Below are 12838 nucleotides of genomic sequence, written 5' to 3' on the forward strand. Positions count from 1 at the left end.
TGCCTGGACGAGCGTCCAGGTTCATGATGGGCGCATGGAACGTGACACGTGGCACAACTGGTCGGGGACCGAGCACGCGCGACCACACCGCATCGCGACCCCGCGCACCGCGGAAGAACTCGCCACGATCGTCGCGGACGCCGCCGCGCAGGGCCTGCACGTGAAGGCCGTCGGCGCCGGCCACTCGTTCACCGGGGCAGCGGTCACCGACGGTGTGCTCGTACGCCTCGACCGGCTCACCGGAATCGTCTCGGTCTCGCCGACCGAGCCCGACGGCGCCCTGGTCACGGTCCATGCGGGTACCCGGCTGTACGACCTCAATCGCGCGCTGTGGGACCGGGGACTCGCGCTGGCCAACCTCGGCGACATCGACGTCCAGTCCGTCGCCGGAGCCTTCTCCACGGGAACCCACGGCACCGGTGCGGCATTCGGCGGTCTCGTCACCCAGGTCCGTGCACTGGAGGTCGTTCTCGCCGACGGCAGCGTCGCCCGGTGCTCCGCCACCGAGAACACTGCCCTGTTCGAGGCGGCCCGGCTCGGGTTGGGAGCCCTGGGGATCATCACCACGGTCACCCTGGCGTGCGTCCCGGCGTTCGCCCTCCGCGCGGTGGAGGCACCGGAAACCCTCGACGCGACGCTCGATCGCCTGGACGAGGACCGCGCCGGGGTGGATCACTTCGAGTTCTACTGGTTTCCACACACCCGTCGGGTGCTGACCAAGCGCAACACCCGACTGCCCGGCGACACTCCGGTCGACCCCATCCACCCGGTGAAGGGTTTCGTCGACGACGAGTTGCTCTCCAACGGGGTGTTCGGCGCGCTCAACGTCCTCGGGACGGCGCTCCCCGCGAGCATCCCGACGATCAACGCGATCACCTCCCGCGCCCTCAGCCCGCGGGCCTACACCGAGCGGAGCTACCGCGTGTACGCCTCGCCCCGCCGAGTGCGATTCCGGGAGATGGAGTACGCCGTTCCGGTCGCCACACTGCCCGACGTCCTCACCGAGATCGACCGGTGGATCGAGGGGTCCGGGTTCCGGGTCGCCTTCCCGATCGAGGTCCGGTTCGCCGCTGCCGACGACGTCTGGCTGTCCACGGCGAACGACCGGGAGACCGCATACGTCGCGGTCCACCAGTTCCATCGCCGCGACCACCGCGACTACTTCGACGCGGTCGAGCGGATCGCTCGCGGCGTCGACGGGCGCCCCCACTGGGGAAAGATGCACTCGAGGACGTATGCGGACCTGAGGCCGACCTACACCCACCTCGACGAGTTCGTCGCCGTCCGCGACAAGTACGACCCCACCAGGGTGTTCGACAACGGATACCTGCGCCGGATCCTCGGCCCCTGAACAGCGCAACGGCCCTGAATCAGCGCAACAGCTCGGACTTTCGGGCGTCACCGAGGAACGAGGCACGGATCGAGTTGCGCGCCAGCGTCTCCCACTCCCCCTCGGTGAGCCCGAGACGCTCGTGCAGCTGCGTCACGTTGTCGTCGACGTACCCACCGAAGTAGGCCGGGTCGTCCGAGTTCACCGTCACGGTCAGCCCGGCGTCGAGCATCCGGCGCAACGGGTGTTCCTCGAGCCGATCCACCACCTTGAGACGCTCGTTGGACAGCGGACACACCGTCAGCGGGATCTCCTCGTCCACCAGGCGCTGCACCAGCGCCGGATCCTCGAGTGCCCGGATCCCGTGGTCGATACGCTCGGCACCGAGCAGATCGAGCGCCTGCCAGACGTACTCGGGCGGCCCTTCCTCACCGGCGTGGGCCACCACGTGCAGACCCTCCGCCCGCGCACGGGCGAACACGTCCTCGAACAGCGACGGCGGATAGCCGACCTCCGCGGAGTCCAGACCCAGCCCGATGACGGGCGCTCCCAGGCGCAGGATCTCCGAGAACACCTCGTCCGCCTCGGTCACCGGCCGGTCGCGCAGGATCGCGGGAATGACCCCACAACTGATCCCGAACTCGCGCTCGCTCGCAGCGGCCGCGTCCATGATTCCGTCGACGACGGCGGCGAGCGGAACCCCGCGATTGACATGGGCCTGCGGATTGAAGAAGAACTCGACATGGACGAGGCCGCCGGCCGCTGCCCGCGCCAGGTAGGCGCGGGTGAGGTCCGCGAAATCTTGGGCCGTGCGCAGTACCTGCATGTTCTCGAAGTAGAGATCGAGGAAGGACTGCAGGTCGGCGAACTCGTACCGCGCGCGCAGCTCCTCGATCGTCGCGTACGGCAGGCTCACCCGGTTGCGTTCGGCGAGTTCGAAGATCAGTTCCGGTTCGAGCGAGCCCTCGATGTGCATGTGCAGCTCGGCTGCCGGATACCGCCGGTGCAGCGCGACGGCCGAATGCGGGTGGGGACGAGCTGCGGACGAGTTCACGAGTTCAGGGCCTTTCCGATACCGTGCAGGCTCTCACGCGGCCTGCTCGTCCTGGACGATACGGATGAAGCCGTCGACATCCACCGTCGCGGTGTCACCGGTGTGAAACCAGCCACCCCGCAGGCGGCGCTCGGTCTCCTCCGGGCGGTGCCAGTAACCACGGGTGACGGCGGGACCGCGGCACAGCAACTCCCCTACACCGTGGTGGGCGTCCGGACCGAGCAGCGCAACCTCCATGCCCCCGAACGGAACTCCGATGCTGTCGGCATGGCTGCGCGCGAACCCGGCGGGCAGGACGAATCCGCTGCCACAGGTCTCCGTCCGCCCCCAACCCGAGAAGTGACGTGCCGAGGGAAATGCGTCCCGCAACAGTTCCGCCTCGTCCGCAGTGGCCGCGGAGTAGTCGATCCAGCGCACGGCACGGCGTCCGAACCCGGTGACCGGATGCTCGGACACGGCCCTGGCGAGCACCCTCGGCGACGCGGTGAGAACGTCGGCACCGGTACCGCGCCAGAAGCGCGGATCGACGGAGTCGGTGATCACCACCGTGCCCCCGACCACGAACGTCGACAGCAACTCGACGACGACCGTCACGGATTCGACACCCGCCGTCACCACCAGGTTCCGCAGCCCGCCGTCGTCGAATCCGCGGGCGTGGATGATCGACTCGACCGCGGAGAGCATGTTCTCGTTGCTGAGTTCGACACCGATGCCGTCGTCGCCGTAGCAGAGCAACGCCAGCTCGTCGAGACCTGCTCCGTCGTCGATGAACGAGATCCCGTCCGGCAGCGACCCGTCGAGCAGGAACGCCGACCCGCTGTCGTCGAGCACCTCGAGCCGCGACCGGATGTCGAGTTCGTCCGCGAGCGGTGTGGGAACCCCGCCCGCGAGGACGGCACCGACGAACGCCTCGACCCATCCGACCGTGTGCGGGCCACCGACCGCGATGCGATCGCCGATCGAGGCGCCCCGAGCATTCAGCCCACCGGCGACGTGCGCGGCCGCGTTCCAGAGTTGCGCATAGGTGACCGACCGGGTGCCGTCGTCGACGGCGATCCGCCTCGGGTACTTGTGTACGACGACGTCGAGCAGCTCGCTCAGCGAGGGGTAGAGACCGTCGTAGTGCAGCAGCCCGTCCGCCTCGCGGGCGATTCTCGTGTCGGGGTAGAACCGCGCGACATCCGGGTACTCGACCAGCGACGACGGCATCGCGACCTCCCTGCCGGGCGACGGACCGGCGTTACCGACGACTATAGGTCGGCATGCCCTCCCGGGCGAGCAATTCTCCCGGCTGCTCCCCCTTCGCCGCGTTCAGCGTCCGCGGTAGGTCGCCTTGCCCGGACCGACCTCGAGGAAACTGCGGACCGCGCCACGCAGATCGTCCGTGCCGAACAACGCCCCCGACACCTCGGGGGTGATCGAATCCGCGTGTGCGACGCCTCCCGACCGCCAGGCCGAGATGATCTGCTTGGTCGCGTCGTGGGCGCGGGTGGGTCCGTCCGCGAGCCGGTCCGTCAGTGCCCGGGCGGCCGCGTCGACGTCCTCGTGAATCGCGTTGACCACGCCCCACGAGTGCAGGGTCTCGGCGTCGTAGAGGTCTCCGGTCATGACGAATTCTCGGGCCCGTCCCGAACCTGCGCGCTCGGCCAGCCGCTGCGGACCCCCCATCGACGGCGTGAGCCCGACGACGGTCTCGACGAGTCCGAACTTCGCCTTCGGGCCGGCCAGGACGATGTCGCAGGCCAACGCGATCTCGAACGCCGCGGTCAGGGTGAGCGCGTGCGCCGAGTAGACCACCGGGCACGGTAGTGCCTCGAGGGGGTGGCAGATCCGGGCGAACAGGTCCTCCCAGAGTTCGCGGCCCTGATCGACGGTGAGCCCGTCGAACACGTGGACGTCGACGCCGCCGGAGACGACTCGTCCCTCGGCGCGGAGCAGCAGTGCACGCGGAGGAGCCTCCGCCAGCTCGGCGACGTGACCGATCACGGAGTCGAACATGGCCTGGTCGAACAGGTTCAGCTCACCGTGCGCGAAGGTCAGGACGGCGACCTCCGCGCCCGCAGCAGTGGTGTGGCGCTCGAGTCGGGTGGCGCGGGGAGCGGCGGAATCAGTCATGGCCGTCAGATTGCCACATCGCCCGGACCCCGCCCCCGGTCACCTCGCCGAGGACTTCTCCCGGTCGCCGGCCCGCAGCGGGCGGGCGAAGGCCACCGACGCCAGGAACCCGACGAGCAGCACCGCGGCGGGCAACCAGACCGACTGCGACATGGCTGTACTGAACGGTTCGCGGACCACGTCGGGGAGATCCTGGACCCCCTCGTGCTCGGATGCCCCGCCGCCGAGACCCTGGGCGGCGAGACGCGCGGTGATGAGCGCACCGATCGCCGCGCTGCCGAGGACGGCACCGACCTGTCGGGTCGTGTTGTACACGCCCGACCCGGCGCCCGCCTGCTGCGGCGGCAGGTTGTGTGTTGCCGTGGCGGCCAGCGGAGACCAGATGCACGAGTTGGCCAGACCGATGAGCCCGATCGGGATCAGCAACTCCCACGTCGCGGAGTCCGGCGTCATCACCAGAGCCAGCCAACCCAGCGAGACGGCGAAGAGCAGGAATCCGGATCCCGCGATGTACCGCGGATGGGTACGGTCCACGAGCTTGCCGACGAACGGCGCGCAGACACCGGTGATGACCGCCATCGGCACCATGAGCAGCGCCGCCCCCGTGGGCGAGAGGCCGCGCACGGCCTGGGCATAGAACATCAGCGGCAGGACCATCGACGTGACCGCGAATCCCATGGAGCTGATCGCGATGTTGGCGAGCGAGAAGTTGCGGTCCTTGAACAATCCCAGTGGCAGCAGCGGCTCGTCGGTGTTGCGCGCCTGGTTCACCACGAACGCGGCGAGCACCAGCAGGCCGGCACCGATGCAGATCCACACCCCTCGGCCCCAGTCGTACGTGCTGCCCTCCTGGATGCCGAACACGAGCAGGAACATGCCTGCCGCGCTGAGCACGACGCCGGGGATGTCGAACCGGTGGGTGTGCGTCGGCAACGACGGCACCAGCTTCCAGGCGAGGACGAAGGCCAGGATGCCGACGGGGACGTTGACGAAGAAGATCCACTCCCAGCCCAGACTGTCCACCAGCACGCCACCGGCGAGTGGACCGACGAGGGTGGCGACCCCCGCCACCGCGCCCCACAGGCCCATCGCGGTGCCGCGACGGTCCGGCGGAAACGTCCGGGTGATGACCGACATCGTCTGCGGAGTCATGAGTGCGGCGCCCAGACCCTGGAAGGCGCGGGCGACGATGAGCATCGAGATGTCCCCGGACACACCGCACCAGAACGACGCTCCCGTGAACAGGACCAGGCCGATCAGGTAGATGTTCTTGGGGCCGAACCGATCTCCGAGCCGCCCCGTCACCAGCAACGGCACCGCGTAGGTCAGCAGATAGGCGCTGGTGACCCAGACGACCATGTTCACGTCGGCCTGCAGGTCGGTCATGATCGCCGGATTCGCGACCGCGACGATCGTGCTGTCGACGAGGATCATGAAGAATCCCAGGACCAGGGCCCACAGCGCCGGCCACGGATTTCGGGTGGAGTCCATTTCCGTCCTCAGTTCGTTCCGGCGGGGTGTGTGCCGGAGGGCGCGTTCCGCGCGAGTCGTTCGAGTTGTCGCACCACCTCGTCGGAGGTGAGCCAGGGCAGATCCCCGCTCTCGATCCGCGCGACCACGGCGCGCAGCCAGTCGACCTCGGCACGAGCGAGCGTCGCGAGATACCGCGTCCCGAGCGAGAACAGCTCCGGTACGCCGCCGGACTCGGCCGCCCCGACGGTGTCGTCGAGACGGGCGATCTCCTGTTCGCGGGCCGCGATTCGCTCGGTGAGCAGCCGCGCCACCGTCTCGACGTCGAGGTTGTGCGCCTCGGCGATCGCGAGCGGAAACTGCAGGTACTCCTGCGGGGGGCTCCCGAGCAGCTCGGCCACCCGAGTGCGGAATGCCTCGCGCCCCTTCTCGGTGACCTCGTACACCGTCCGCTCGGGCCGCTTTCCGGCACGGTCTGTGCCCCGCGCCCGAACCAGGCCGTCGGCCTCGAGACGAGTGACGGAGTGGTAGAGGGAACCGGGCCGGATCTTCACCAGGCGCCCGCGACGGGACGATGCCAGTTGCACCATCTCGTAGGGGTGCATCGGCCGCTCGACGAGGAGGCCGAGAACGGTCACCGCCAGTCCGGTCAACGGCACGACTCCACTCCTCACCCACTGCTCGGGGCGGCCGACACACATCAGCCCGTATCGAATAGTCCATGTGGAATATACGCCCTGGGAAATCCAGTCACAACCCGCTCGCTACCGCCCCGTCGCTACCGTGGACCCGTGGACACACACCATCTCGACATCGTGCGGCTGGCCTGGTCCCGGGCGTTGGGGCTGGAGGACAGCGCGCTCGCCGACGGCCGGGACCTGCGGGTCGCCGACGAGTCGACGACACGCATCCGGATCGTCGCTCTCGGCGACTCCGCCGCGGTACTCGGCCCCTCCTGGTTCCTCGAGCGGGCCGCCGATCGGCCGGTCGAGGAGTTGCCGGACCTGGTGCGCGGGCTGACGCAGGATCACTCGGGACGCACGTCCGGTCCACGTGTGCTCGGATTCGCCACCGAGTACGCGCTCCCCGTCGGAGAAGGCCGGGTCGGTGAGGGCGACGACGGGAAGGACCTGCCACTCGTGTCCCACGATCTCGCCCGGGTCACCGAACTCGAATCCCTGTGTCCGCCCGACGACGTCGCCGAGGCCGCACTGTCCGGCCGCGACCGCTGGTTCACCGTCCTCGACGACGGCCACCGCCCACTCGGTGGAGCCGCCTACCGCGAGTTCTCCGGCTTCCTCGCCGACATCGCCGTCCTCACCGATCCGGCGCAACGACTGGCCGGGATAGGATCCACCGTGTTGTCCATCGCCACGGACGACGCACTCGACCACGGACTGATCGCCCAGTGGCGTCGGCACGAGGACAACAAGGCCGCGCAGTCGGTCGCGCGGCACGTCGGCTACGAAGATCTGGGTTTCGAGATGGAGGTAGTGGTCACATGAATCAGGTTGCGCCGACGGGCGATCAGGATTCCGGCTCCTATGTGGAGCCGGGCGGCGAGTTCACCCGAGATACCCGGTACATCACCACGCGAATCACCGCGGACGGGCGTGACGGGTACCCCGTGGAACCTGGACGCTACCGGCTGATCGCGGCCCGCGCCTGCCCCTGGGCCAATCGCACGCTCATCGTGCGCCGGCTCCTCGGCCTGGAAAGCGTTCTCTCCCTGGGACTGTGCGGACCGGTCCACGACAAGCGCAGCTGGACCTTCGACCTCGACCCGGGCGGTGTCGATCCGGTGCTGCGGATTCCGCGTCTGCAGGACGCCTACTTCGCACGGTTCCCGGACTACCCTCGCGGCATCACCGTCCCGGCGATCGTGGACGTCCCCACCGGCGAGGTGGTCACCAACGATTTCAACCAGATCACGCTCGACTTCTCCACCGAGTGGCGGCAGTTTCACCGGGACGGCGCTCCCGACCTGTACCCCGAAGCCCGGCGCGGGGAGATCGACGAGGTGGCCGATCTGGTGTTCCGGGACGTCAACAACGGCGTCTACCGGTGTGGGTTCGCCGGTTCCCAGGAGGCGTACGACAAGGCCTACGACCGGCTGTTCTCCCGGATCGACTGGCTCACCGAACGATTGAGCCGGCAGCGCTACCTGGTGGGCGACACGATCACCGAGGCCGACGTCCGGCTGTTCACCACGCTCACCCGGTTCGACCCCGTGTATCACGGGCACTTCAAGTGCAATCGCAGCAAGCTCAGCGAGATTCCGGTGCTGTGGGCGTACGCCCGAGACCTGTTCCAGACCCCCGGATTCGGCGACACCGTGGATTTCGTGCAGATCAAACAGCACTATTACATCGTCCACTCCGACGTGAATCCGACCCGGATCGTGCCCAAAGGCCCCGAGCTGTCGAACTGGCTCACCCCGCACGGACGCGAAGAGCTCGGCGGGCGTCCCTTCGGCGACGGCACGCCCCCGCCCCCGCCGCAGCCGGGCGAACTCGTCCCGCCCGGCCACGGCGCCGACTGACGAGCCGAGCCCGACCGACGTGTACCCAGCCGCATGCCGTTTCGGGATCCGCTCACGCGATAGGGCCCCAGGCGCCCCGCGGATCCCGAAACCTTGCGCAGATCGGGAAAACAGGGGCTACTCCCCGCCGTAGGTCCCGAAGCTCCAGAAAACTCCCTCGGGGTCACGGCAGGTGAATCCCCGCGAGCCGTAGTCCTCGTCGACCAGACCGCGCACGACGGTGGCGCCGGCAGCCTGGGCCCGGGCGAACAGCCCGTCGGGATCGTCGGTGACGACGTAGATCGAGCCCGTTCCCGGTGGGAGTCCGGCGAGTGGGGAATCGTCGCGGCGGGAACCGAGCATGATGCCCCCGCCGCTCGGCCAGCCCAGCTCGGCGTGATCGACGCGGTCGCCCTCGCCGTACACGGCGCGTTCGGTGAACCCGAACGCGTCGACGAGGAACCTGATGGCGGCACGCGCATCCCGGTAGGTCAGGCACGGCCAGATGGTGGTGGTGTTCGTCGTGGTAGTCATACCGATCACTCTCCTCCGGAGAGACCCTCGTCGTCTTGGACGAATGGGAACACCTCGTCCCGCAGCCACCGGGTGGGTGTCGTTCCGCCGAGGTCCGTCCAGTCCCGCGTCATGTGCGCCTGGTCGTAGTAGCCGCAGGCGTGCGCGACCTCCGACAGGGGCGGAGGGCCGGGACGGCGGAGCACCCGGAGAGAGCGGTGGAAGCGGCCGAGCCGCACCGCGTCCTTCGGCGTGATTCCGTACTCCGCGGAGAATCTGCCGGTGAGGTGCCGCCGGCTCCAGCCGAGCTCGTCGGCGACGTCCCCGACCCGTGCGGTGCCGTCGGCGAGCAACCGCCGCCACGCCTGCATCATCGCCCGGTCGGCGGCCACCTCACGTACCCGTCGCGTGAGGACCTCGTCGAGGATGTCGAACCGGCCGTCCCAGGACGGCTCGGAGAGCAGCCGCCCCGTCAGCTCCTCGGCATCGGCACCGATGACGTCGTCGAGCCCGACGAGCCACTGGCCGAGCGCCGCCGCGGGAACGCCCAGCAGTGCACGCGCACCGAGTGGAGTCAGTTCGAGCTGGATCCCGTGCTGGTTGCCGTCGTGCCGGATGACGACCGACGTGGTCGTGATGCCGCTGGCCACCGAGGCGTACGTGTCGGGCTTCTGATCGGGCCGTGCCGCCCGGGCGATGTCCAACGGAGGGTCGAGGGCGAGGATCACGGTCAGGCTGGGCGCGGGCATGCCGAGATGTTCGCCCGCCGGGTAACCACGGAGTCGGTAGCCCTGGTACGCGCCCAGATACGGCCGCAGCGGTGCGGACGGCCGGCGCACCGCACCCTCGGTACGTCCCTCCGGCCGCTCACCAGACGCGGCCTCGACGGTTCCGGCGCTCACACTGCCAGCGTAGGCGCGCCGAGCCACGGTTCCCATACTCTCGAGTCGAGAAGAACGAACGTCAGGACGGACGAAGGACACAGGATGGGAACAACGGTGGCGACCGGGGCCGACTCGGAGGACGGCGGCCGGGTCGAACGCACGCTGGTGTCCGTGCTGGACAACGGGGCCCGACTGCAGGGCCCCGCCGTGGAGCGGTACGTCGCGTGGCTTCGCCGCGCGCACCCCGACGAATCGCCCGCCCAGATCGTGACGCGGATGGAGAAGATGTTCCTCACCACCGTCACCGGCAGCGGCGGCGCCGTCGGCGCGACGGCCGCGGTCCCCGGCATCGGCACGGTCGCCGCCATTGCCGCCGTCGGCGCCGAATCGGTCTTCTTCCTGGAAGCCTCGGCGCTGCTGACCTTGGCCGTGGCCTCCGTGCACGGGGTTCCGGTCACCGACCACCAGCAACGCCGCGCCCTGGTTCTGTCCGTCGCGCTCGGCGACGCGGGCATGGAGATCGTGCGACGAGCGACCGGGGTACGCGGCCCCCACTGGGTGAACGCTCTGAACGGCAAGGTCCCGGCTCCGGTGATGCGGTCGATGAACAACACCCTCGTCCGCAAGTGGATCGCGAAGTACGCCGCCAAGCGCAGCGCACTCGTCCTCGGCAAGCTGATTCCCGCGGGAATCGGGGCGGCGATCGGCGGCGTCGGCAACCGGGCGATCGGACGGCGGGTGATCGACAACGCCCGCACCGCGTTCGGGCCCGCGCCCTCGGCGTGGCCGCACTCGCCGCGGGCCCTGCCGGGACCGGGTGGTGGCTCCGCTCCCGGTACACCTCCCAGTACGCTCTGAACGGCCGTGACGCTCCGAACGGCCGTCGGCCGACCATCGGTACACCGCTCGGCAGCGCCCGGGCGCGATCAGGGGAGGACGCAGTGAGCATCACCGTTCCCGCCGGCAACTCGGCACCCGGTGCCGCCGCGCCGATCGAGGTACGTGAGTTGACCAAGGTCTACAAGACGGTGCCCGCCGTCACCGACGTCTCCTTCACCGTGCCGCGCGGCTCCGTCACCGGATTCCTCGGCCCCAACGGCTCCGGCAAGACCACGACGTTGCGGATGATCCTGGGACTGGCCGCACCGACCTCGGGCGTCGCGACGATCGAGGGTGTGCCGTTCGCGTCCCTGCCACATCCCGGACGGACGGTCGGCGCCGTGCTGGACGCCGGGACGCTCCATCCGAAGCGGACCGCGATCGACCACCTGCGCGTGTACGCACCCGCCGTCGGCGTGCCCGACCACCGCGCCGAGGAGGTCCTCGAACTGGTCGGCCTCGGCGCAGCGCGCCGGCGCCGGGTGGGCGAGTTCTCGCTGGGCATGCGGCAGCGACTGGCCCTCGCGACGGCGCTGCTCGGCGACCCGCACATCCTCGTGCTGGACGAGCCCGCGAACGGCCTCGACCCCGAGGGCATCGCCTGGCTGCGCCACTTCCTGGAGGGCTTCGCCGCGTCCGGCCGGACCGTGCTCGTCTCGAGCCACATCCTGCGCGAGGTCGAGCAGATGGTCGATCACCTGTTGATCCTCAGCCGTGGTTCGCTCGTCTACCAGGGACGCATCGACGACCTGCGCAGGTCGCAGCACAGCCGCCTGCTGGTCGCGTCCTCGAGCCCGCCGGACCTCGCGACCGCGCTGGCTGCCCACGGCGTCGTCGACTCCCGTTCCCTGACGGACGGACGCCTGGCCGTCGTCGGCGCGGATGCGACGATCGTCGAGCAGGTCGCCGCCGAGGCGGGCGTGACGGTGTTCGGCATCGCCGTCGAACAGATCGATCTCGAGCAGCTGTTCCTGTCGATGACCGCCGCCCAGTACGTCGCCGGTGCCACGCCCGGCGCCCCCGGTGGCTACGGTCCGCCCGTGCCGCCGCCCTACCCGCCGGGGTATCCCGGGACCCCGGGATACCCGCCGCCGGGGTATCCGCCGCCCGGCTATCCGCCACAGCACGGCTATCCCCCGCCGGGCTACCCCCCGCAGCAGGGCTACCCCCCGCGGCAGGGCTTTCCCCCACACCAGGGGTACCCGCCTCCGGGGTATCCGCAGCAACCTCCCACCGGACCCGGAGGCCCACGATGATCGGGCTGCTGAACTCCGAGTTCCGCAAGGTCGTGTCCCTGCGATTCTGGTGGATCCTCGGCCTCGTCCCCCTCGTCGTGGGCGCATTCTCCGGCGCCGTGACACTGCCGCTCGTGCGGGCGGTCGCCGAGGGCCTCGGCGGCGACGGCACGGTGGCCAACTCGGTGGCCACCGTCTTCGGTGTCGTCGTGGCCCTCTTCTTCGTGGTCCTCTTCGGCGCCGTGTTCGCCGCGGTGAACGTCGGTACCGAGTTCCGTTACGGCACCGTCACCCCCACCTTCACCACGACGCGCAGCCGCGACGGAGTCCTGGCCGCCAAGCTCGCCGTGACGTCTCTGTTCGGGCTCGGCTACTGCCTCGTCGTGGTCCTGGTCAGCTCCGCGCTGCTGCTGACGTTCAGCAGCGACGCCGACCTCACCTCCACCTGGCCGGGACTGCTGGGCAGTGGCCTGGTCGTCGCCCTCGCCTGGACTCTGATCGGCGCCGGCCTGGGACTGGTGACGCGATCGACCGTCGGCGCCACCGTCACCCTCGTCGTGTGGTTCACGATCGGCGAGCTCGTCGTCCGCGGCATCCTGTCCGGCCTGGGCGGCGGCGCGGTCGGCGCGATGCTGCCGATGTCCGCGACCGTCGGCACCGTCGTCAACGGCGCCTCGTCCAACGGCGTCGAGGAGCTTCCGCTGTGGCCCGGCGCCCCGCTCACCCTGCTGTTCTGGGCGCTCGCACTGGTCGCTGCCGGGTGGTTCACGGTGCGGACCCGCGACGTCACCTGACCACCGGGAACGGCTGTCACAGCCCGGGTCTACGGTGGACCCG

Annotated in this window: 13 protein-coding genes; 6 read left to right on the forward strand and 7 right to left on the reverse strand. The window is 69.7% G+C overall.

Annotated elements, in window-relative coordinates; translation table 11 throughout:
* Positions 1 to 34 precede the first annotated feature (34 nt).
* A complete protein-coding gene (locus G4H71_RS03465; protein WP_072736784.1) occupies positions 35 to 1351 on the forward strand; it encodes a D-arabinono-1,4-lactone oxidase in 1317 nt (438 codons plus the stop codon).
* 19 nt (positions 1352 to 1370) lie between these two features.
* Here G4H71_RS03465 and G4H71_RS03470 read toward each other — a convergent pair whose 3' ends face one another.
* The 5 genes from G4H71_RS03470 to G4H71_RS03490 all read right to left on the reverse strand — a co-directional run bounded on the left by G4H71_RS03470 (position 1371) and on the right by G4H71_RS03490 (position 6628).
* The gene (locus G4H71_RS03470; protein ID WP_255314908.1) at positions 1371 to 2339 is read right to left on the reverse strand and encodes an adenosine deaminase; all 969 of its coding nucleotides are present in this window, start codon (positions 2337 to 2339) and stop codon (positions 1371 to 1373) included.
* A 78-nt stretch (positions 2340 to 2417) separates the two neighbouring features.
* Positions 2418 to 3593, reverse strand: coding sequence for a class I adenylate-forming enzyme family protein (locus tag G4H71_RS03475; RefSeq protein ID WP_072736782.1), 1176 nt, complete (start codon positions 3591 to 3593; stop codon positions 2418 to 2420).
* Positions 3594 to 3695: 102 nt separating this feature from the next.
* On the reverse strand, positions 3696 to 4499 hold the full coding sequence (locus G4H71_RS03480) for an enoyl-CoA hydratase/isomerase family protein (protein WP_072736781.1): 804 nt from the start codon (positions 4497 to 4499) through the stop codon (positions 3696 to 3698).
* Positions 4500 to 4538: 39 nt separating this feature from the next.
* Entirely contained in the window at positions 4539 to 5990 is a 1452-nt protein-coding gene (locus tag G4H71_RS03485; RefSeq protein WP_072736780.1) for a DHA2 family efflux MFS transporter permease subunit, read from the reverse strand.
* 8 nt (positions 5991 to 5998) lie between these two features.
* Positions 5999 to 6628 carry a PadR family transcriptional regulator gene (locus tag G4H71_RS03490; RefSeq protein ID WP_371842141.1) on the reverse strand — a complete coding sequence of 210 codons (630 nt, stop codon included), beginning with the start codon at positions 6626 to 6628 and terminating at the stop codon, positions 5999 to 6001.
* 132 nt (positions 6629 to 6760) lie between these two features.
* On the opposite strand from G4H71_RS03490, the gene G4H71_RS03495 reads away from it, so the two are divergent.
* Positions 6761 to 7474 carry a GNAT family N-acetyltransferase gene (locus G4H71_RS03495; protein WP_072736778.1) on the forward strand — a complete coding sequence of 238 codons (714 nt, stop codon included), beginning with the start codon at positions 6761 to 6763 and terminating at the stop codon, positions 7472 to 7474.
* On the forward strand, positions 7471 to 8511 hold the full coding sequence (locus G4H71_RS03500) for a glutathione S-transferase family protein (protein ID WP_072736777.1): 1041 nt from the start codon (positions 7471 to 7473) through the stop codon (positions 8509 to 8511). Before G4H71_RS03495 ends, G4H71_RS03500 begins: the two co-directional genes overlap by 4 nt.
* Before the next feature lie 117 nt (positions 8512 to 8628).
* Here the strand turns inward: G4H71_RS03500 and G4H71_RS03505 are convergent, their stop codons facing one another.
* Both G4H71_RS03505 and G4H71_RS03510 read right to left on the reverse strand, forming a co-directional pair.
* Positions 8629 to 9024, reverse strand: coding sequence for a VOC family protein (locus G4H71_RS03505; RefSeq protein ID WP_072736964.1), 396 nt, complete (start codon positions 9022 to 9024; stop codon positions 8629 to 8631).
* A gap of 5 nt (positions 9025 to 9029) precedes the next feature.
* Entirely contained in the window at positions 9030 to 9905 is an 876-nt protein-coding gene (locus tag G4H71_RS03510) for a helix-turn-helix domain-containing protein (protein WP_072736963.1), read from the reverse strand.
* An 84-nt stretch (positions 9906 to 9989) separates the two neighbouring features.
* Between G4H71_RS03510 and G4H71_RS03515 the strand changes: the two genes are divergently transcribed.
* From G4H71_RS03515 to G4H71_RS03525, 3 genes are all read left to right on the forward strand, one after another.
* Complete coding sequence (locus G4H71_RS03515; RefSeq protein WP_072736776.1) at positions 9990 to 10745, forward strand: hypothetical protein; 756 nt, start codon at positions 9990 to 9992, stop codon at positions 10743 to 10745.
* A gap of 83 nt (positions 10746 to 10828) precedes the next feature.
* Positions 10829 to 12022 carry an ABC transporter ATP-binding protein gene (locus G4H71_RS03520; RefSeq protein WP_371842140.1) on the forward strand — a complete coding sequence of 398 codons (1194 nt, stop codon included), beginning with the start codon at positions 10829 to 10831 and terminating at the stop codon, positions 12020 to 12022.
* Complete coding sequence (locus tag G4H71_RS03525; RefSeq protein WP_072736775.1) at positions 12019 to 12795, forward strand: DUF2705 family protein; 777 nt, start codon at positions 12019 to 12021, stop codon at positions 12793 to 12795. The genes G4H71_RS03520 and G4H71_RS03525 overlap by 4 nt, the downstream gene beginning before the upstream one ends.
* Positions 12796 to 12838 lie beyond the last annotated feature (43 nt).

The organism is Rhodococcus triatomae (genome assembly GCF_014217785.1).
Taxonomy (GTDB): domain Bacteria; phylum Actinomycetota; class Actinomycetes; order Mycobacteriales; family Mycobacteriaceae; genus Rhodococcus_F; species Rhodococcus_F triatomae.